The 20,004-nt window shown below is 72.8% G+C and carries 19 protein-coding genes and 1 pseudogene; 7 read left to right on the top strand and 13 right to left on the bottom strand.

The genetic code is table 11. The features are described 5' to 3' along the window. Positions 1–98: 98 nt before the first annotated feature. The gene (locus ACWIF2_RS25965; protein WP_454363077.1) at positions 99–569 is read left to right on the top strand and encodes a hypothetical protein; all 471 of its coding nucleotides are present in this window, start codon (positions 99–101) and stop codon (positions 567–569) included. 13 nt (positions 570–582) lie between these two features. Here the strand turns inward: ACWIF2_RS25965 and ACWIF2_RS25960 are convergent, their stop codons facing one another. From ACWIF2_RS25960 to ACWIF2_RS25950, 3 genes are all read right to left on the bottom strand, one after another. Then, positions 583–1,890, bottom strand: coding sequence for a hypothetical protein (locus ACWIF2_RS25960; RefSeq protein WP_454363076.1), 1,308 nt, complete (start codon positions 1,888–1,890; stop codon positions 583–585). Between the two features lie 183 nt (positions 1,891–2,073). Further along, positions 2,074–3,351: a GAF domain-containing protein gene (locus ACWIF2_RS25955; RefSeq protein ID WP_454363074.1), complete on the bottom strand. Its 1,278-nt coding sequence runs from the start codon at positions 3,349–3,351 to the stop codon at positions 2,074–2,076. Positions 3,352–3,610: 259 nt separating this feature from the next. After that, complete coding sequence (locus tag ACWIF2_RS25950; protein ID WP_454363072.1) at positions 3,611–5,242, bottom strand: acyl-CoA dehydrogenase family protein; 1,632 nt, start codon at positions 5,240–5,242, stop codon at positions 3,611–3,613. Between the two features lie 52 nt (positions 5,243–5,294). Here ACWIF2_RS25950 and ACWIF2_RS25945 point away from each other — a divergent pair, with 52 nt between their 5' ends. Next, positions 5,295–6,461: a YihY/virulence factor BrkB family protein gene (locus tag ACWIF2_RS25945; RefSeq protein WP_454363070.1), complete on the top strand. Its 1,167-nt coding sequence runs from the start codon at positions 5,295–5,297 to the stop codon at positions 6,459–6,461. Between the two features lie 12 nt (positions 6,462–6,473). Here the strand turns inward: ACWIF2_RS25945 and ACWIF2_RS25940 are convergent, their stop codons facing one another. Further along, complete coding sequence (locus ACWIF2_RS25940; protein ID WP_454363069.1) at positions 6,474–7,316, bottom strand: NmrA family NAD(P)-binding protein; 843 nt, start codon at positions 7,314–7,316, stop codon at positions 6,474–6,476. Positions 7,317–7,397: 81 nt separating this feature from the next. Between ACWIF2_RS25940 and ACWIF2_RS25935 the strand changes: the two genes are divergently transcribed. Further along, complete coding sequence (locus ACWIF2_RS25935) at positions 7,398–8,333, top strand: AraC family transcriptional regulator (protein ID WP_454363067.1); 936 nt, start codon at positions 7,398–7,400, stop codon at positions 8,331–8,333. Positions 8,334–8,362: 29 nt separating this feature from the next. Beyond that, entirely contained in the window at positions 8,363–9,049 is a 687-nt protein-coding gene (locus ACWIF2_RS25930) for a helix-turn-helix domain-containing protein (RefSeq protein WP_454363065.1), read from the top strand. Here the strand turns inward: ACWIF2_RS25930 and ACWIF2_RS25925 are convergent. Continuing rightward, positions 9,032–9,436, bottom strand: a complete 405-nt coding sequence (locus ACWIF2_RS25925; protein ID WP_454363063.1) for a VOC family protein — start codon at positions 9,434–9,436, stop codon at positions 9,032–9,034. The genes ACWIF2_RS25930 and ACWIF2_RS25925 overlap by 18 nt on opposite strands. A 135-nt stretch (positions 9,437–9,571) precedes the next feature. Here ACWIF2_RS25925 and ACWIF2_RS25920 point away from each other — a divergent pair, with 135 nt between their 5' ends. Further along, positions 9,572–9,979: an SRPBCC family protein gene (locus tag ACWIF2_RS25920; RefSeq protein WP_454363061.1), complete on the top strand. Its 408-nt coding sequence runs from the start codon at positions 9,572–9,574 to the stop codon at positions 9,977–9,979. On the opposite strand, the gene ACWIF2_RS25915 is transcribed toward ACWIF2_RS25920, so the two are convergent. Beyond that, positions 9,976–10,986 carry a DUF5954 family protein gene (locus tag ACWIF2_RS25915; RefSeq protein WP_454363059.1) on the bottom strand — a complete coding sequence of 337 codons (1,011 nt, stop codon included), beginning with the start codon at positions 10,984–10,986 and terminating at the stop codon, positions 9,976–9,978. The genes ACWIF2_RS25920 and ACWIF2_RS25915 overlap by 4 nt on opposite strands. A gap of 350 nt (positions 10,987–11,336) precedes the next feature. Between ACWIF2_RS25915 and ACWIF2_RS25910 the strand changes: the two genes are divergently transcribed. After that, positions 11,337–11,882 (top strand): peptidoglycan-binding domain-containing protein, encoded by a 546-nt coding sequence (locus tag ACWIF2_RS25910; RefSeq protein WP_454363058.1) that lies wholly within the window; start codon positions 11,337–11,339, stop codon positions 11,880–11,882. 28 nt (positions 11,883–11,910) lie between these two features. On the opposite strand, the gene ACWIF2_RS25905 is transcribed toward ACWIF2_RS25910, so the two are convergent. The 3 genes and pseudogenes from ACWIF2_RS25905 to ACWIF2_RS25895 all read right to left on the bottom strand — a co-directional run bounded on the left by ACWIF2_RS25905 (position 11,911) and on the right by ACWIF2_RS25895 (position 13,950). After that, positions 11,911–12,333 (bottom strand): helix-turn-helix domain-containing protein, encoded by a 423-nt coding sequence (locus ACWIF2_RS25905; protein WP_454363056.1) that lies wholly within the window; start codon positions 12,331–12,333, stop codon positions 11,911–11,913. Between the two features lie 194 nt (positions 12,334–12,527). Next, positions 12,528–12,850: pseudogene (locus ACWIF2_RS25900) on the bottom strand (RidA family protein). Between the two features lie 56 nt (positions 12,851–12,906). Then, positions 12,907–13,950, bottom strand: coding sequence for a LacI family DNA-binding transcriptional regulator (locus ACWIF2_RS25895; protein ID WP_454363055.1), 1,044 nt, complete (start codon positions 13,948–13,950; stop codon positions 12,907–12,909). Between the two features lie 222 nt (positions 13,951–14,172). On the opposite strand from ACWIF2_RS25895, the gene ACWIF2_RS25890 reads away from it, so the two are divergent. After that, positions 14,173–14,826: a hypothetical protein gene (locus ACWIF2_RS25890; protein ID WP_454363054.1), complete on the top strand. Its 654-nt coding sequence runs from the start codon at positions 14,173–14,175 to the stop codon at positions 14,824–14,826. Between the two features lie 13 nt (positions 14,827–14,839). On the opposite strand, the gene ACWIF2_RS25885 is transcribed toward ACWIF2_RS25890, so the two are convergent. The 4 genes from ACWIF2_RS25885 to ACWIF2_RS25870 form a co-directional block, all read right to left on the bottom strand. Then, entirely contained in the window at positions 14,840–16,264 is a 1,425-nt protein-coding gene (locus tag ACWIF2_RS25885; protein WP_454363053.1) for a Gfo/Idh/MocA family protein, read from the bottom strand. Between the two features lie 170 nt (positions 16,265–16,434). Then, positions 16,435–18,111 (bottom strand): glycoside hydrolase family 43 protein, encoded by a 1,677-nt coding sequence (locus ACWIF2_RS25880; RefSeq protein WP_454363051.1) that lies wholly within the window; start codon positions 18,109–18,111, stop codon positions 16,435–16,437. Positions 18,112–18,198: 87 nt separating this feature from the next. Continuing rightward, positions 18,199–19,116 carry a carbohydrate ABC transporter permease gene (locus tag ACWIF2_RS25875; protein WP_454363049.1) on the bottom strand — a complete coding sequence of 306 codons (918 nt, stop codon included), beginning with the start codon at positions 19,114–19,116 and terminating at the stop codon, positions 18,199–18,201. Beyond that, positions 19,116–20,000: a carbohydrate ABC transporter permease gene (locus tag ACWIF2_RS25870; RefSeq protein ID WP_454363047.1), complete on the bottom strand. Its 885-nt coding sequence runs from the start codon at positions 19,998–20,000 to the stop codon at positions 19,116–19,118. The genes ACWIF2_RS25875 and ACWIF2_RS25870 overlap by 1 nt, the downstream gene beginning before the upstream one ends. Positions 20,001–20,004 lie beyond the last annotated feature (4 nt).

Here is a 20,004-nt window from a genome sequence, read left to right as displayed (position 1 = left end):
GAGCCTCTGCGCGTCGTTGTCCGGTTCCTGGGCATCGAGGTGGACGAGCGCGGTCAGGGAGTGCCCGACACCGAACCTTCCGGCAGGGAGAAACGCCCATGAACCCCGGTGCCGTCCCCCCGCCCCGGCGGACCGTGTACAGGGTCGTGGCCATCGGCGGCACGCTCGCCGTCGCCGTCGCGGTCGCGGCCTTCCTCTGGGCCATGGCGACCTGGCCGCACCCACCGCCCGCGGGCACCACCTCCCAGGCCCAGGCGCGCGCACACATGAGGCAGGACGCCGTGCGCTACGCGGGCGCCCTCGCCGCCGCCGGCCGTGACGGGCCCCTCACCCAGGAGAGACTGCGCGCCCTGCCCACCCCGGCAGGCCTCGCGATCGGAACCGCGACCGTCACCACGCGCGGCGCCTCCACGGTCGTGACCTTCTCCACCCACGCGTCCTACGGCAGCCCCACCGTCCGCACCGGGACCACCGCCTGCTACCGGGCCACCCTGACCCCGAGCCGGCCGTCCCCGACGCTCACCGAGGTGCCCGCCGCCACCTGCGGCGCCCCGTCGGACACCCCCTAGTGCCGCACCGGCCCTAGTCGAGGGCCCGGTCGACCGAGGACAGGGGCAGTGCGAACAGCATCCGGCCGGACTGGGACCAGACCTCGCCGGTCTCCTCCCAGTAGGACAGGGAGCCCGACCGGCCGCTCCAGCAGTGTCGGGTCTCGTCCGTCCCGCACTCCGTGGCCCGGGCGCTGTCCGAGTCCTGGCGCCACAGCGTCCCGTGCCCACCCGGTGAGCCCGCCGCGCGGTCGAGGTACCAGCCCGACCGGTACGCCAGCACGCCCCGCACATCGGTCGTCTTCGTCTCGTACGCCTCGACCGGGTCCGCGTGCCCGGAGGAGTCGGTGGTGAGCAGACCGGGCCGGGCCGGGTCCCGGCTCAGCGGGTAGCGCCACAGCCGGGTGCGCCGGTCGCCGTCCGCGGGCACCCACTCGCTCGCGACCAGACTGTCGGGGGAGGTGCTGCGGTCCAGGGAGACGGTGGCGGGGCGCGGCTCGTCGCCGCCCGGCAGGGTGTACGAGCCGACGGCGGGCAGCACGTACCGGTAGCCGTGCGCCGCCCAGCCGCCGCGCACCCGGCCGACCGCGTCGGACTCGACGGTGGCGCGCTGGATGCGGTCCATGTCGTACACGTACAGCGCGTCCCGGTCGCCCTCGCGGGTCGTCACCAGCAGCTTGTCCTGGTACCAGACCATGCCGGACAGCGGCGAGACCAGCCCCCGGTAGTCGTGCCCGCCGTCCACCGGGACGGCCAGCAGGGCCCACGTGTAGCGGAGCCGGTCCGGGTCGTTAGCGTCGACGAAGGCGACCTTGGCCAGGCCCTGCCCGGGCGCCGGGCCGTCCATGGAGCCGCCCTCGGCGCCGTTGGTCCAGCCGGAGAGGATCACGCGGTTCTCGCCCCAGCGGCCGTCGTCGTCCGCGTCCCCGGAGGTGGTGACCGCGCCCGGCCGCCAGCCCCGGGTGTCGGCGGCGCCGAAGCAGTACGCGCGGGTGGCCGCCGGCTCGACCGGCAGGGTGTGCTTCTCGGTGGTCGAACAGCCGGCCGCGTCCCGCAGCGGGCGGTCGGCGCTCTCCAGCACCGTGCCGACACCGACGGGGCGGCCCATCTCCGAGGAGAGCCGGTCGAGCCACTGCTCCGGCACCCGGCGCTCGGCCAGCGGCAGCCGCCCGCCCTCGGCCGACGCGCTGAGCGGCTTCAGCGTCCCCGGGGCGTCGGTGACCTCGGCCTGCGAAGCGCTGATCAGGGTGGCGGCGGCGGTGAGCGCGAGGGCCGTCCCGGCCAGCGTCGCCCGTACCGCCCTGCCCCGTCTGCGCCGCCGGTGCCTGCCGCGATGCTTCATAACGTCCTCCCGAGGCGGGTCAACTGCGCCTGATGATCCATACGTTGACGGAGGAGCAGGTGGGGTGGCCCGTAGAGGGATGCTACGGCAGGTGAGCGGGGTGGCGGACGAAGACCCCGCAAATATGCGAAAGATGTACCTCCGAGGGAGGGGATATGCCCCGGTCGGCACGTCCGGTGAACCTCAGGGGGCCGGTGCGGACGTACGGAGCCCGCACACCGCCGGGGCCGTCGAGTACGGCAGCAGATCGCGCGGGTCGTCCGGGAGCAGCATCTCCACCTCCGCGTCCTCGGCGAACCGGTACGGCCGGTGCTCCAGTAACGCCCCCAGATACCGCCGTACCCGCGACATCTCGGCGCGCACCGTCACCGTGCGGGCCGGGTCGCCGAACACGTCCCCGGCCAGGCCCGAGGCGCTGCGGCCGGTGCGGTGGACGGCGAGGAGGTACAGCAACTCGGCATGGCGGGGGCTCAGTTCGTGAACCCAGGACCCGGCGCCCCCGGAGACCTCCACCGACCATCTGCGCGCCTGTCTGAGGTCCAGCACGATCCTGGTCGCCCCGCGCGGCCCCGGCTCGTCGGCGGCCGCCCGCACCAGCCAGCCCCCGGCCAGCGGCTCCACCGAGCACAGCCCGAGCGCCGGAAGCCACCGCAGGCCCGCCGACAGCGACTTCGGCAGGGCGAGGCGCCGCGTGTAAGGCATCCCGCTCACCGCGGCGGTCCAGCCGTCCGCGTCGACCACCAGGGCGCGTCCGCCGAGCCGGGCCAGCACCGGCGCCGCCACCGCGCGCAGCCGTTCCAGCGACTCCACGTGCATTTCCCGCAGCCGGGCCTCGGCGAGCTTGGCCACCGAGTCGACCCAGGCGAGCGTGGCCGGATGCATCGTCTCCAGCGGCCCGCTCACGTCCACCACGCCCAGCAGCCGGCCGTCGCGCGGATCCGTCAGGGGAGCGCCGGCACAGGTCCAGCCGGCCTGGGAACGCACGAAGTGCTCCGCGGCGAACACCTGGACGGGCCGGCGCACCACAGCCGGAGTTCCCAGGCCGTTCGTGCCGACGACGTCCTCGCGCCAGTCCGCGCCGAGTTCGAACCCGAGCCCGTCGGCCTTGCGCAGTACCGGCGCGCTGCCCTCGCGCCACAGCACCCGGCCGTCCTCGTCGGCTACCACCATGATGTGGTGGGCGATGTCGGCGACCGCGAGCAACCCCTCCCGCAGCACCGGCAGCACATGGCGCAGCGCCGAGGTCTCGCGCCGCCGCCGCACCTCCTCGGGGGGCAGCAGCCCCGCCCGGAAGTCGTGGTCCGGGTCGACGCCGCCGCGCAGCATCCGCTCCCAGGACTGTTCGATGACCGGCCGCGGCGCCACGGGGGCGGGCTGTCCGGAGAGCCGGGCGGAGCGGACCTCGTCGAGTACCCGGGCCGCCCGCGTGGCGTTCACGGCGGCGAGCTGCGTGACGTCCATCGGCGTGTCCCCCCGGAGCCGTTTTTGACTGTCCGTCTCATAGTGCCGTCTCCTCCTGACGGACGCGCGCAGTCCGCACGCAGTCGGCATCAAGTTGCAACCCCTCGCAACCCTGGTGGACGGCCCGGCCGTGGCTGAAAATTGAGCAGCGCCGTCCCGAGCGGCGTTCGATGGCTCGAACGGGCCAGTGCGGCGGGGGTGGTGCCGTGTCGGCGCAGCACCACCCCCGCTCCCCGAGCAAGCAGATCAGAACACCAGGTCAGGAGACCGGACGCGCCCGCTCCACGACCGCTGCCAGGTCCAGCGTGTGCGGCAGCGTCCCGAAGGCCGCGCCTCCGTCGCCGCCCAGCCGAGCGGCGCAGAACGCGTCGGCCACCTGCGGCGGCGCGAACCGGACGAGCAGCGACCCCTGGAGCACCAGCGCGAGCCGCTCCGCCAGCCGTCGTGCCCGCCCCTCCACGCCCTCCAGATCGGCCAGTTCGGTCAGCAGGTTCTTGATGGCCCCGTCGAGACGGTGATCGGCGCCCCGCGCCTGCCCGACCTCCCGCAGATACGCGTCCAGCGCGCCCGGCTGCTGCAACGCGCGCAGCACATCGAGGGCCTGGACATTGCCCGCGCCCTCCCAGACCGAGTTGAGCGGCGACTCCCGCACCAGCCGGGGCATTCCGGACTCCTCGACGTAGCCGTTGCCGCCCAGGCACTCCGCCGCCTCCACCGCCACCGGAGGGCAGCGCTTGGTCACCCAGTACTTGGCGGCCGGCACCGCGATCCGCAGCAGCGCCCGCTCCTGCTCGCCGCCGTCGTCGTAGGCGGCGGCGAGCCGCAGCGCCAGGGTCGTCGCCGCCTCCGACTCCAGGGCGAGATCGGCGAGGACGTTGCGCATCAGCGGCTTGTCGACGAGCTTCCCGCCGAACGCCTCGCGGTGGGTGCAGTGGTGCACCGCCTGCGCCACGGCCTGCCGCATCAGCCCCGCCGAGCCCAGGACACAGTCGAGCCGGGTCGCGGCGACCATCTCGATGATGGTGCGCACCCCGCGCCCCTCCTCGCCGACCCGGCGCGCCCAGGTCCCGTCGAACTCGACCTCCGCCGAGGCGTTCGACCGGTTGCCGAGCTTGTCCTTGAGCCGCTGGATCAGGAACACGTTGCGCGTCCCGTCCGCCAGCACGCGCGGCACCAGGAAGCAGGTCAGCCCGCCCGGAGCCTGCGCCAGCACCAGGAAGCCGTCGGACATCGGCGCCGAGCAGAACCACTTGTGCCCGGTCAGCTCGTACGTCCCGTCCTCGGCGAGGGGCCGCGCGGAGGTCGTGTTCGCCCGGACGTCGCTGCCGCCCTGCTTCTCCGTCATGCCCATCCCGAACAGCGCGCCGGCCTTCAGGTGCGCGGGCCGCAGTTCACGGTCGTAGACCATGGACGTCAGCCGCGGCTCCCACTCGGCGGCCAGCTCCGGGTCCGTGCGCAGGGCGGGCACCGCCGCGTGCGTCATCGACAGGGGGCAGCCGTTGCCGGCCTCGACCTGCGTCCACACGAGGAACGCGGCGGCCCGCCGGACATGCCCGGCCGGCCGGCCCCAGGCCGCCGTCAGACCGGCCGAGACGCCCTTGCCGAGCAGCCGGTGCCAGGACGGATGGAACTCGACCTCGTCGACGCGCTCGCCGTACCGGTCGTGGGTGCGCAGCCGCGGCGGATTCTCGTTGGCGTGCGTCCCCCACTCCTGCACCTGAGCCGAGCCGGAGGCCCGTCCGAGCGCCGACAGCTCGCCGAGCACCTCGTCGAGCAGATCCGGATCCAGATGCCGATCGACCGCGGCCGTGAGGGCCCGGTCGGCCGTGAAGACGTCGTACCCGACCAGCGGCGGGACCTGGTTGCTCACGGTGTGGGTGCTGCCAGCCATGCTGCGAACCTACCGGGTGAGTGCGCTCGGGCGCGACGGATACCGTTAGGGGGTGCAGCCAGGAAGTGAAACCCCCGACACACCCTCCGGACGCCTCCACCGGGCGCGGGCCCTCTACCGGAACGTATCCAAGCGCAGGACCGCCTGGCTGCTGCTCAAGGACACCGTCAACTCCTGCATCGAGTACCGCATCCTGGGCCTGGCCGCCGAGGCCGCGTTCTTCACGCTGCTGTCGGTGCCGCCGTTGCTGCTCAGCATGATCGGACTGCTCGGCTACGTCGACGCCTGGACCGGCGCCGACACCATCGAGAGCCTCCAGGCCAACATCCTGGAGGCCGCTCGCACGGTGCTCTCCGACCAGGGCGTCCGAGAGATCGCCGAGCCGATCCTGCACGACGTGATGAAGGGTGGCCGGCCCGACGTCATCTCCATCGGTTTCCTGTTCGCCCTGTGGTCCGGCTCCCGCGCGGTGAACGTCTTCATCGACACCATCACCGTCATGTACGGCCTCGACGGCGTCCGGGGCATCGTCAAGACCCGTCTGCTCGCCTTCGCGCTGTTCATCGTGGCCCTGCTGATCGGCTCGATCGCGCTGCCGCTGATGGTGGCCGGGCCGGACGCGGTGGTGCGGATCGTGCCGTGGTCGACGACGGTCGTGCAGGTCCTGTACTGGCCCGTGGTGATCCTGCTGTCGATCGCCTTCCTCACGACGCTGTACCACGTGTCCGTGCCCGTCCGCTCCCCGTGGATCGAGGACGTGCCCGGCGCGCTCGTCGCCCTCGGCATGTGGGTGCTCGGCAGCTTCCTGCTGCGGATCTACCTGACGAGCACGGTCGAGGGCCCCACGATCTACGGCTCCCTGGCCGCGCCCGTCGCCGTGCTGCTGTGGATCGGTGTGTCCGCGTTCGCCGTGCTGGTCGGGGCCGCGGTCAACGCCGCCATCGACCGGGTCTGGCCGGCCGCCGCCACCGCCGCGGCCCGCGAGGCCAACGAGCGGCTGCGGCAGGCGCAGGTCGCCGAGTACGTGGCCCGCGCCGCCGCCGCCGGGGAGGCCGACCCCGACATGCCCTCCGAGTTCCCGGAACGCTGGTCCCGCTTCCTCCCCCCGGAGGACGTCTCGGCCCGCCTGCGCACGCATGTGAAGAGCACGCATGTGAAGAGCACCCATGCGAAGACCACGCAGGCCAACGGGGAGAGGAAGCCCCCCGAGGAGAAGTGACGGACGGCGGTCTCAGGCCTTCCAGGTCCCGGCCGCCGCCTCCTCCCGCACGAAGTCGGCGAAATCCCTGGGCGCGCGGCCCAGGACCTCCCGTACACCGTCCTCGAGGTGTGCGTTGCGGCCGTCGAGGAGGGTGTCGAAGATGGCGGTCATCGCCGCGACCTCCTCCGGTGGCAGACCGAAGCCGACCATGGCCTCGCCGTAGTCCCGGGTGGAGACGGCCCGGTACGTCAGCGGCCGCCCCGTCGCCCCGGCGATCTCCGCGACCGCCTCCCCGAACGTCAGCAGCCGCGCCCCGGACAGCGTGAGCGTCCGGCCCACGTACCGCTCGCCGTCCGTCAGCGCGGTCACCACCACGTCCGCGATGTCCCGCACGTCGAGGAACGGCTCCCGTACCTCGTCGGCCGGGAACACCAGCTCACCGCGCTCCCGCAGCTCCGCCACCAGCGGGCCCTCGCTGAAGTTCTGCGCGAACCACGCGGCCCGTACGACCGTCCAGTCGGCGCCCGAGGCGTGCAGCGCCTGCTCGGTCGGCAGGGCCTGGTCCTCGCCGCGCGCGGACAGCAGCACCAGCCGCCGCACCCCGAGCCCGACGGCCTCGCGGGCCAGCGCCCCGACCGCCTCGGCGGCGCCCGGCGCGCCGACGTCCGTGGGGTGGGCGAGATAGGCCGCGTCGACGCCGCGCAGGGCCGCCGCCCAGGTCGAGCGGTCCCACCAGTCGAAGCCGGTCGCCCGGGACGCGGCCCGCACCGTGAGCCCCGCCGCCTCCGCGGCCCGCGCCACCCTGCTCCCCGTACGGCCCGAGGCGCCCGTCACCACCACTGTCATGCTCCGTGTGCGTGTCGTGTTCGTCATGCCGTCGAGTCAACTGCCGTGCGCGGCACGGAACCATCGCTGAACGGCTCATTCCCATACGCCCGCGTCTACGCTGGCCCCATGGACGCAGTCGCAGGGCTACTGGACGGCCCCCGCGCCCGGGGCGCGTTCATGATCAGGGCGTGTTTCGACCCGCCGTGGGCGGTCCGTGTGGAGGACCGGGCCCCGCTCACCGTGATGCTCGCGGTGCGCGGCGAGGCCTGGGTCGTGCCCGACCGGGGCGAGCCGGCCCTGCTGCGGGCCGGGGACCTCGCCATCGCCCGCGGCCCGGACCCGTACACCTGCGCCGACGACCCCGGTACGGCCCCGCAGGCGCTGATCCTGCCGGACCAGGAGTGCCGCTACCCCGACGGACGGCCCCTCAACGGCTCCATGGACCTGGGCGTCCGCACCTGGGGCGACCGGCTGGACGGGGCCACCGTGCTGCTGATCGGCACGTACCCGGTGAAGGGCGAGGTCAGCGGACGGCTGCTGGACGCCCTGCCGCCGCTGCTCACCCTTCCGTCCGACGTGTGGGCCTGCCCGCTCACGCCGTACGTCGCCGAGGAGATCGTCCGGGACGAGCCGGGCCAGGAGGTCGTCCTGGACCGGCTGCTCGACCTGCTGGTCATCGCCGCGCTGCGGGCCTGGTTCGCCCGCCCGGAGGCGGAGGCCCCCGCCTGGTACCGGGCCCTCGCCGACCCCGTCGTCGGCGGCGTCCTGCGCCTGCTCCAGGACGACCCGGCCCACCCGTGGACCGTCGCCTCCCTCGCCGCCAAGGCGGGGGTGTCCCGCGCCGCGCTCGCCCGCCGCTTCACCGGCCTGGTCGGCGAACCCCCGATGACCTACCTCACCGGCTGGCGTCTCGCCCTCGCCGCCGACCGGCTGCGCGACTCCGACGACACGCTCGACGCGGTGGCCCGCCGGGTCGGCTACGGCAGCGCGTTCGCACTGTCGACGGCGTTCAAGCGGGTGTACGGGGTGAGCCCGGTGGCGTACCGGGCGCGGGCGGCGTGACCGGAGGCGGGCGGCGTAGCCTGGCACCTGTGTACGTGGAGTGGGCGTCGCGGCTGGCGGGAGCGGTCGTGTGGACCAACACCCCGGACCGGGACGGGGTGGGCCGGGTGCTGCCCGACGGGTGCATGGACCTGCTGTGGCACGAGGGGCGGCTGCTGGTCGCCGGGCCCGACACCCACGCCTACCTCACGGGCGGCGCGGCCGGTGCCTGGGCCGGGGTCCGCTTCTACCCGGGCACGGCTCCCGCGCTCCTCGGCGTACCGGCGCACGAGCTGCGTGACCGCCGGGTCGAGCTGGCGGACCTGTGGCCGGCCTCGGAGGTACGCCGCCTGGCCGACCGCGTGAACGCGGCCCCCGACCCGGCGAGCGGCCTGGAGGAGGTGGCGCTGCGGCAGGCGGCCCGTGCCGAACCCCCGGACCCGGTGCTGCGGCAGGTCGTCACAGCCCTCGACACGGGCCGTCCGGTCGCCGTGACCGCAGACGAACTCGGCCTGGGTGCCCGACAGCTGCACCGCCGCTCCCTGGCCGCGTTCGGCTACGGCCCCAAGACCCTGGCCCGTATCCTGCGGCTGCGCCGCGCCCTCGCACTGGCCCGGGGCGGGGTGCCCTTCGCGGACACGGCCGCCCGGGCCGGGTACGCCGACCAGGCCCATCTGGCCCGCGACGTCAGGGAGTTGGCGGGCCTGCCGCTGGGTGAGCTACTCGGCGGCCGGTGACAGCGGGGCGAACAGGTCCACCCCGTTGCCGTCCGGGTCGAGCACGACGGCGTACCGCTGTCCCCAGAAGGCGTCCCAGGGCTTGAGCTCGCCGTGGTAGCCGGAGCCCACCAGGTCCTCGTAGAGGGCGTCCACTTCCGACGGCCCGTCGCACCGCAGGGCCAGCGAGGTCCGTCCCCCGCCGGCGGGCGGCTCCCACTCGGGGAGGAAGGAGCGGACCGTCTCCTCGGTGTCGAACATCAGCCGGAGCCCGCCGGGCAGTCCGGCCTCGGCGTGCGGCAGGTCCTGGGCGCCGTCCGGGAAGGCGAACCCGAGCCGGCGGTAGAAGGTGACGGAGGCGGCCATGTCGGAGACGACGAGGCCGATGGCATCGAATCGTGCGGTCATGGCGCCACCGTAGGCAGGCCGGGGGCGGCCGGTCTTGAAGGAAACGGACACCGGATCCGGCACCCGCACCCGTGTCCGTGTCCGTGTCCGATCCGTTCAAGACCATCTCCGGCCGACCCCCGTAACGTCGCCGCCATGACGACCACGACACAGCGATCCCAGCACCTCGGCATCCCGATCGACCGCCCCGCCCAGGAGGTCTACGACTACGTCTCCGACCCCCGCAACGTCCCCGGCTGGGCCCCCGGACTGGCCCGCTCCATCGAGCTGGTGGACGGCCGGTGGGTGGGGGAGTCCCCCATGGGGCGGGTCGTGGTCGTGTTCACGCCCAGGAACGAGTTCGGCGTGCTCGACCACGACGTCACCCTGCCCTCGGGGCAGACCGTGCACAATCCGATGCGGGTGATCGCCGACGGCTCCGGCTGCGAGGTGGTGTTCACACTGCGCCGGCGGCCCGGGATGAGCGACGAGGAGTTCCGCCGCGACGCGGAGGCGGTGTCCGCCGACCTCACCGGCCTCAAGCGGCTGATGGAACGCTCCTAGCCCGTCTCCTGGCCCGTCTCCTGGCCCGTCGCCTCCGACTCGTAGTGGATGGTGCCGTCCTCGTCCATCGTCGGGTGCAACTTCATGGGGCCGTACTCGTCGATGTCCGACGGCCGCGGGCCTTCCGGTCCGTCGGGCCCCATGCGCAGAAAGCGTTCCACGCGGCAGATCCGGAAGAGGCGGCCGTCGAAGCGGAACTCGTCGGCGCGGTCGAGTGCCTTGTACTCCTCGGCGGCGCGCGCGTACTTCGCCTTCTTGGCCTCGTCGTACCGGTACAGCATGGCCCAGATCTCGGACATGCCGTTGTAGAGCAGACGCCGGGCGTCGTGGGGCGTGGCCATGAGCGTGCCGCAGGGCTGCCAGCCGTGGCGGCCGCGCTCGACCACGCCGAATCCGGTGGGCAGCAGCACGGGGTCCGGGTGCGTGGCCACCGCACGCTCGGAGTCCTCGCGGACGTCGGAGGGAAAACGGGCGCCCGTGTACGCGAAGTCGCTCAGGCCCAGCCGCAGCGCCCCCGCCGCCAGTCCGTCCGGGCGGGCCGGGTCGAGGACGAAGCCGACGTCCGGGGACGCGGTGTCCATCGCCCGCTTGTCCCACGACCGCCGCGCCGGCTCCAGGTCGGTGGGGCGCGGCGGCTCAAGACCGTCGTCGTCGCAGCGCGCGAACTCGTCGCCCCGTACGACCCGGTAGCGCACCCCGCACACCTCCACCTCGTTCACCGGCTCGCGCTCCATCACCGCCACGGCGGCCAGCAGTTCGCGCCGGACGGCCGGGTCGTCGGTGTCGTCCTTGGCCGTGAACCACAGGTGCGAGTGCAACCCGTCCCGGGCCACCTGCGGCATACCGTCCGTCACCGGCTTCAGCAGCCGCCACTCCGGCCCCGCGGCGGGATCCTGCGCGGCGACCCCGAAGACCGGCCCGCGCAGCGACAGAGCGGGATAGCGCCGCGAGGCGTCCATCGCGTCGGCCTCCCGCACCCAGGCGGCGGGATCGTCGCGGCGGACCAACTCCTCCTGGAGAGCGTCGATCTGTTGCTGTCAGTCATCATCCATACACGCATTGTCCTGGCCGTGCGCGGGGCGCGGGAGGCCGGGCGACGCAACAAAGGCTGTTGTTGGAAACCGGGCGCGGACGCCGGGCACCGCCTTCCGGCCCAGCCCGGCCCAGCAGGACCCCGAGCGTCCCACGCGCCGCCGGGACGCCGCCGCTCCGCGCCTGAGTCGTCCCTGGGCGGTCCGTGAACGCCGGGAAGGCTCGCCCCGCCCGGGGGCCGGACGTGAGGCTGTGCCCTGCCAAACGAGACGAGCCGCCCCAGGGGTGACCCGCCGGGGGACGGCGGTTCGGAAAGGAACACCGCATGAGGATGCGCAATCGGGCCATGGCGATGGTGACGGCCGTGCTGCTGGGGGGCGGGGCCACCGGGATCGCCCTGGCACCGGCCGCGAACGCCGCTCCCGCTCCCGCGTACTTCGGCATCGACGGCGGCGGTGCCGTCACCAACGACTGGGAGGACGAGGAGAACCTCGGCGTCGAGGCCTACGCCAGGGGCAACGCCATCGCCCTGTGGGAGACCGTCCTGTGGGCGGACGGCGCCCTGTGGGAGGACGACGAGGGTGAGTGGCGGCCCTTCAAGAAGAGCCAGATCGACGGCTCTTTCGGACCGGAGACCGAGTCGGCCACGCAGTGGTGGCAGAGCCGGCACAACCTCCCCGAGACCGACGGCACCGTCGTCAGCGAGAGCTGGGACTTCGCCCAGACCCGGCTGCAGAGCCTCCCGGGCAACATCGTCCAGTACAAGGGCGACGCGCGGAACGTCAACTTCAAGCGCGTGGGTGGCAAGTACCAGGTGAAGCTCAAGAACGTCGGGCCCTGGAAGAACGCGCACTACCGCATCGTCGGCTGAGTGCCCGGACGAGCGGGTGACCCCGGGGTCACCCGCTCCACGGCGGCAGCGCCCACAGCAGCCCCGCCAGCAGGACGACGATGACCGCGAAGGAGACCAGGGCCGCCGCCCGCCACCGCCGGTACTCGGCAGCGGGCGGCGGTGCCGCGATGTCCACCGCCTGCCCGGCCGGCCCCGTCGCACCGCGCGGCCACGTCGGATCGGCCAGGTCCCACACCGCCAGCAGCCGCGCATGATCCGCCCCGGCCACCCGGCACAGCGCCTGCACCGCGCCCCTCGGCGGCTGCTTGGCCCCGCTGAGATACCGCTGCCACGACGACTTGCTGTACGCCGTCCGCCGCGCCAGCTCGGCCAGGCTCAGACCCGTACGGTCCTTAAGGGCCCGCAGTTGCTCGACCAGATGCCGTGCCTCCCTCGGCAGTGCGTCCGGAAGCGGCTGCCAGCGTGTCATGGTCGTCCCCCCACTGCCCGCCGCCACCCCACCCCCGGGCAACGGCCCCTCCCCACCGCATCGTTCGACGCCGGCCCGTCCGGACCAGTTCCCCGCGGAGACGGGCGCGCGACGCGTGCGGGGGGTGTGCGACAGCCGGCCGAGCGACCGCCCGGCCGGCGACGAGCGCCGGGGTGCCGCGACCGCGAGTGGCGTCAGCCGACGCACGCCGCACCCGGGCGTACGGCCACCGCGTCGACCTCGAACAGCATGCCCGGCAACGCCGGCGAGGCGACGCCGCTCAGCGTCCGCGCCGGCAGTCGCTCCCCGAAGCGTGCCGCCGGCCTCAGCCCGTCGAAGGCGAGTTCCACCTGTGCGGTGTATCCCCCGGGGCCCGGGTGCCGGTCGCGTCGGAGGTGTGCCGGCCGCTGATGAAGACGGTTTCACCGGGCGCCGGGACGGCCTGGCCGTAGCCGAACGGCGTGGGATCGTGGAGGGCGGGGCCGGGTGGCCCTGACCGCCGTCGCCGACTCGCCATGTGCACAGGCGCGTTCCGGACCGGGGAGCCGTCGGCGCACCCGCGTGACGAACGCCCTACGCCCGCGGCGCCGCCGTACTCGCCCGCTCCACCAACCGTGTCGACAACTCCGTCCGCGTGCTCTCCGGGCAGTGCCCGTCCATCACGCGCAGCAGTGAGCGCAGGGCCGTCGCGGCCATCTCCGACAGCGGCTGGCGGACCGTCGTCAGGGCCGGGGAGGCCCAGCGGGCCTCGGGCAGGTCGTCGAAGCCCACCACACTGACATCGTGCGGGACCTTCAGCCCCCGCTCGGCCAGGGCCTGGTACACCCCCAGCGCCATCCGGTCCGAGCAGACGAAGACGGCCGTCGGCGGCTCGGGCAGGTCGAGCAGTTCCAGCATGCGGCGGCGGGCCCGGCACTCGTCGAATCCGGCGTGCCGTACGTACTCGGCGCGGTGCCGGACCCCGGCCGACGCGAGCGCCGAGCGGTAACCGGCGACCCGGGCGCTGCTGCACATCGTGCGCCGGTCGCCGGCGATGACGGCGACGCGCTCATGCCCCAGGGACAGCAGATGCTCGGTGGCCGTCACACCGCCCTGCCAGTTCGCCGCCCCCACCGAGACCACGCCCTCCGGCGGCTCCTGGACCGGGTCGATCATCACGAACGGGATGCGGTGCTGCTCCAGCCAGGCGTACTGCGAGTCGCTCAGCTCGGCCAGGTTGAACAGGACCCCGGAGGAACCCCGGGCGACCAGCTTGTCCAGCCAGCCGCGCTCCGGGCGGCCGACCCGGGAGCGGGTCAGGGCGGCCGACACGACGACCTCCAGGCCGGCGTCGTGCGCCGCCTCCTCCACCCCGTGCAGCACCGCGCCCGACCAGGAGCTCTCCAGCGAGTGCACGACCAGGTCGACCAGCCGGGGCGCCTTCGCCGCGTCGAACCGGGGTCTGCGCACATAGCCGAGCCGGTCGAGCGCCTCGGTGACCCGGCGGCGGGTCTCGGGCGCCACGTCCTCCCGGCCGTTGACCACCTTGGACGCGGTCGGCACCGACACCCCCGCCTCACGGGCCACGACCGCCAGCGTCGGACCTGCCGCCACGCTCGCACTCGCCGTACGGACCATCGGAACCCACCTCTCGACCGGCAGAAAGCGCTTCCTACTCTAGGTGCGGCGCAGGACGGCGGGTAGACGGGTGACGGAGCGGACGAGGCCGCAGCGCCGGAATCCATCGGGAGCGTGGTGATGACGTCTGTCACTTTCAGTGATGACAAGTCTCACTGCCGACGCGGCGGCGCGGAAAGAACACTGGATCGGCGGAGCCGATCGAGTAACGGGAGCGGAAACATGTTCAAGGAATGGTGGCATCGCCGGGCCGTCCAGCGGGTCAAGCCCGGGGACGGGCGACCGTTGAAGCGTTTCCGCTGGTGGCAGATGCTTACCCGCGCACTGTTCCATCTCCGGCTGTTGAGCGACGAGGGCCGGCAGCTGGACTACGCCGTCGACGTCAGGCATCAGAATCAGAAGGACGGCTACGTCAAGGCTCACCTGTACCTCGACGGCAGGCACCACGCCGAGTCCAGAGTCCCCGCAGTCTTCCCCGTCGAGGGCGGCACCGTCGAAGTGAGGGCGAGCAACTTCGGGCTCAAGCGCTGTCACTACGTCACCGCCGAGGGGGCCGAGTTCCCGCTCGTCCCGGACCCCGCCTCGGCCGAGGGGCGCCGCGCCCGCCTCGACCGATCGCACCCCGCGGTGAGCCGCTGTATCGGTTTCCTCTCGCTGATCGTGCTTCTCATCGGCCTGGCTCTCCTGATCCTTCAGCTCGCCGAACAGCTCACCCGGGACCCGCAGGGCCTCGCCCGGTACGTCGGGACCTTCATCTCGCCCATCGATCTGTCGGCAGGGGCCAACGCCGTGGTCGGGCTTGTCACGGTGCTGGCCAGCACCGAGCGGGCGCTGCGGCTGCGCTACCACTGGCTGCTCGACGGCGGGGCGGGCTGAGTGACGGACCGAGTCAGCCGACGGGCGGCATGTCCGTCGGGCTGGAGTCGAGGCCGGGCCTCTTGCCGGCCCAGGCGCCACGGGTGAAGTCCGGGATCTCGACCGGACGGCCGTTCCTCGCCAGGGACGCGGCGCTCAGCGGGACCGCCGAGCACCAGGCGGCCGAGTCGTACACGTCGATGTCGGGCACCAGCCCCGCGCGCATCAGCTGGACGGTGCGCCACTGCAGGACGTAGTCCATCCCGCCGTGACCGCCGTTGTTCGCGGCGTCGTCACCGACCTTGCGCCACAGCCAGTGGTCGTACTCCTTGCGGTAGTCGGCGAAGTCGCGCCAGGTGTGGCCGCCGTGGTCCGGTTCGAGATAGACGCGCGCGCCGGTCGGAGTGGGCCCGGTGTAGTCCTCGACGATCCCGCAGCTGCCGGCGAGGCTGTTGATCCTGCTGTACGGCCGGGGTGAACTCACCTCGTGCTCGGCCCGGATGATCCTGCCCTTGTCGGTCTCGATGAGGCAGGTGACCAGGTCGCCGTTGATGTACGTCTCCTTCCAGGACGGGTGGTCGCGCGGGACGAAGCGTTCGCGGTAGTCGGCCAGTCCCTTCGGGGCGGTCGCGGTGGCGGCGAGGGTGGTCATCCGGTCGCCGCGGTTGATGTCCATGGCGGCCGCGATCGGGGCCAGTCCGTGCATGGGGTAGAGGGACGCGGTGCTGCGGGTGTGCCACAGCCGCCGCCAGGAGTCGGTGTAGTACGTGTCGGAGAACAGGAGTTCACGCAGGTCGTGGAGGTAGCCGCCATGGCCGTTGGTGATGTCTCCGAACACGCCGGCGTGCGCCATCCTCAGCATGGCCAGTTCGTTGCGGCCGTAGCTGCAGTTCTCGGCGAGGAGGAGGTGCCTGCGGGTGCGCTCGGAGGTGTCGACCAGGTCCCACAGCTGGCGCAGTTCGGTCGCCACGGGGAGTTCCACCACGGCGTGCCTGCCGCTCAGCAGGGCGGCTCTGCCGTGCTCGTGGTGGAACTCCCACGGCGTGGCGACGTACACCAGGTCGATGTCGTCGCGCCGGAGCATCCGGGCGTAGGCGTCGGCTGATCCGCCGTACTCGGCGGGGCGGGGCTCGCCCTTGCTCACCAGCCGGTCGGCGGCGCGGCGCGCCCGGTCGGCCCGGATGTCGCAGACGGCGGTCACGGTGCAGCCGGGCACGGCCGCCCAGCCCTCGACCATGCCTCCGCCACGGTTGCCGAGTCCGATGACCCCGACGCGGACGGTTCTGTGGGCCTCGAACGGCACACCGATCATCGACTTCTGCCCGGGACGGCGGCGGGGCGCCTGCCCGGTCGCGGCGGCCGCGCCCGGGGCCGCCGCGGTCACCCCGGCCGCGAGCGCACCGGTGGCGACGGCTCCGCCCAGGAGCAGTCGGCGTGAGACAGCGGGTGTTTCGGACATGACGGCAACACTCCTCGATGGGGTCGATGCATCACTGCCGGGGCACTGTCGGGCCTGTCGGGGCATGACTCTGCGGGCTTCGACGGTTACATGTCAATACGTGCTCGATAGGAAGCAGTTCCGAGCAGGATCGAGCATCGCTTGTCGAAACCCCGAACGCGCCGACGCCCTCAGCCGGATACGCAGGTCAGCCGGAACCCCGTGAAGTCCGCCGTGAACGCCGCGTCGACGAGGTCCCGGGCGTGGATGCCCGCCATCGCCCCGGTGAAGCGCAGCCGGGAGCCGTGGTCGTCGGACAGCCGGCTGAAGTCCAGGGCCGGTCCGACCGCCGTGCGCACCCCGTCCCGCACGAACCAGAAACGGGCGTCGGCACCCTCGACCGTCACCCCCAGCGTCACCGGCTGCTCGTCCGGCACGTCCACGACGGCGACCTGCCGCACGCCGTCCTCGTCGCGCTCCACGAGGCTCAGCACCGTCCGGCCGCCCGCGCTCCACTGCTGACCGCGCTGCGGCTCCCCCTCAGGCTCCGCCCAGGTCAGGTCCAGGCTGAGATACGCCTCGGCGCTGTACCAGAGCACCAGCCCCGCGGCCTGGGTGAAGGTCACCGGCCGTGCCTCGACGGTGACTTCGGCCTCCGCGCGGTGCTCGGTGACGCGCTGCGCCAGCAGGCTGGTCGCCCAGCGGGACTCCGGCCCGTGCCGGCCGCGCAGCCGGATCCGGCCCGGGCGTGCCGTCGTGTCGGCCCAGGACGGGTCAGGCGGCTCGCGCAGGGTGCTCCACGGCCAGGACAAGCCATCGGGCAGGGCGGCGGGAGACATCGGCACCGGGTGGGCCGGCACCGGGTGGGCCGGCACCGGGTGGGCCGGCACCGCGTGGGCCGGCAGTGGGTGCGACCGGGAGGAGAGTGGTCGCGGCCGGGTCGGCACGTCGACGTCGACCGCCGGGTGCCAGCCGCCCTGCCGCAGCCGGGGCCAGCCCTCCGCGTCCCAGGTCACCGCCTGGATCGCGGTCTCCCGGCCGAGCGTGCAGCGACGCCCCTGCGGGGTGTGCAGCGGACGGGCCGTCAGATGGCTGAGCAGCCACTGCCCGTCCGGCGTCTCGACCAGCTCGCCGTGCCCGGCCTTCTGCAACGGCACGCTCTCGTCGTCCCGCGTCGTCAGCAGCGGCCGGTCGTCGAGTACGTACGGCCCGGTCAGCTCCCGGCTGCGGGCCACCCGCACCCCGTGCTCCCAGCCCGTGCCGCCCTCCGCGAGCACCAGGTAGTACCAGCCGTCGCGCCGCAGCAGCTTCGGCCCCTCGATCAACCGGTCGTGCTGGAGCAGCAGACGGGTCTCGCCGACGGGGCGCAGCGTGCCCCGGTCCAGCTCCGTGACGACGATCCCCGCGAACCGCCGCCCTCCCGGCCGGTGGTCGTTCTGCAGGTTCAGCAGCCACAGCCGGCCGTCCTCGTGGAACAGGGCCGGATCGAACCCGTGGCTAGCGACCCGGCGCGGTGCGCTCCACTCGCCGCCCACCTCGATCGCCGTAGAGACGTACGTGTCGAGATCGAAGTACGGCGTACCGACCGACCGTACGACGGTGTACGTCACCCAGAACCGCTCCCCGTCCCAGCTCAGCGACGGGGCCCAGATGCCACCCGAGTCGGGCACCCCCGCCAGCGAGCCCCCGGGAGCCGCGCCCTCGACGTGCCCCGCGTACTCCCAGTGGGCCAGGTCCCGGGAGCGGTGGACCGGGATCGTCGGGAACCACTCGAAGGAGCTGGTCGCCACGTAGTACCAGTCGCCGGCCCGGACCAGGGAAGGATCGGGCGCGAAGCCGCGGAGGACGGGATTGTGCAGGACGGTCACGCGCAAACTCCGGGAGGGCCGGGCCCCGGGGGCCGCGGGGAGTCAGGTCACCCGCGGCCCCCAGGAGTCAGGGGAAGACGGCAGGGATCACTTGAGGGCGCCGAGCGTCACGCCCGTCCGCCAGTAGCGGCGCATCGCGACCATCATGATCGCCATCGGCACGATGGACAGCAGCGCGCCGGTCAGCACCAGACCGGTCAGGTCGATGCCGGACTCCAGACGCGTCCCGGTCCAGTTGTAGAGGCCGAGGTTGAGCGTCCAGTTCTCCTTGCCGCGCAGCACGGTCAGCGGCAGGAAGAAGGCGTTCCAGGTGTTCACGAACGCCAGCAGGAACACCGTCGCGCCGCCCGTCGTCATCATCCGCAGCACGATGCTGAAGAAGATCCGCAACTCCCCGGCCCCGTCGATCCGGGCCGCCTCCAGCAGCTCGTAGGGGATCGTGGCCTCGGTGTACACCTTGGCCAGATACACGCTGAACGGGTTGATGAGGCAGGGGATCAGCATCGCCCACGGGGTGTCCACCATGCCGATCGCCGAGAACAGCAGATACAGCGGGAGCGTGAGCAGCGCGATCGGGATCAGGAACGAGCCCACGACACACGCGAAGATCGCGTTACGGCCCGGGAAGTCGAAGCGGGCCAGTCCGTAACCGGTTGCCAGCGCGATCAGCGTGCCGCCGAGCGAGCCGACACCGGCGTAGAGCAACGAGTTGGCCGTCCACCGCAGGAAGATGCCGTCCTGGTACGTGAACACCTGGTGCAGGTTGTCCCACAGGTGCCAGCCCGAGAACCACAGGCCGTTGCTCTGGTACAGCGCCGTACGGTCCTTGGTCGCGGCGACGATCAGCCACCACACCGGGAACAGGCTGTACACGCTCGCCAGGACCAGCCCGACGAGGAGGAAGCGCTGACCGCCCCGCCCGCGCGAGGCCGGATCCGGACGGGACAGGCGCCGCACGCCCCGGACTTCGGGCCGCTCGGCGGCGGTCCGCTCGGTCAGCACCATCAGTCGGCCTCCTTCGAGGTGAGCCGGTAGAAGAGGAAGGAGGCCACGCCCAGGATCAGGGCGAGCAGCACGGACAGGGCGGCCGCGTAGTGGTAGTCGCCCGCGTTGAACGCCTCGTTGTAGATGATCATGATCGGGGTGAAGCTGTCGCTGACCGTCTGCGGAGTGATGTTCCGGAACAGCGCCGGCTCGTTGAAGATCTGCAGCATCTGGATGATCGACAGCAGTCCCGTCAGAACCAGTGCCCCGCGCACGAACGGGATCTTGACGCTGCGCGCGATCCGCAGCTCGGAGGCACCGTCCAGCCGGGCCGCCTCGAACAGCTCGCGCGGCACGCCCTGCAGCGCCGAGTAGATGATCACCATGTTGTAGCCGATGCCGTGCCAGGTCAGCAGGTTGCCGATGGACGGCCACACCATCGACGGCGCGAAGAAGTTCCAGTCGAGGCCGAGGGCCTTGCCGATCGGGGTGAGCGGACCGACGTCCGGGCTGTAGAGGTTGACCCACACGATCGCCGCGACCACGCCGGGGATCATGTAGGGCACCAGCAGCAGGATCCGGAACCGGCTCGCCGCCCTGGAGGTGAGCGCGTCCAGGAACAGTGCCAGCAACAGGCTGATCAGCAGCATGAAGGGGATCTGGACACAGGCGAAGAGCACCACCCGCAGGATGGAGTGCATGAACGCCGAGTCGGTCAGGCCCTGCGTGTAGTTGTCGAGTCCGGCGAACTCCGTCGTCGCGCCGCCGAGGCCGAGCCCGGACTGCCTCTCCGTGAACAGCGACTCGTAGACGGCGTAGCCGATCGGGAGCAGATAGAGGAAGACGAAGCCGAGCAGGAAGGGCACCGTGAACGCGGCACCCTTCCAGCGCAGGGAGCGAATCATCGAA

Source organism: Streptomyces sp. NPDC055506 (genome assembly GCF_053643595.1).
The sequence above is the reverse complement of the archived record's forward strand: the minus strand, read 5'-3'. Positions and strand labels throughout refer to the sequence as shown.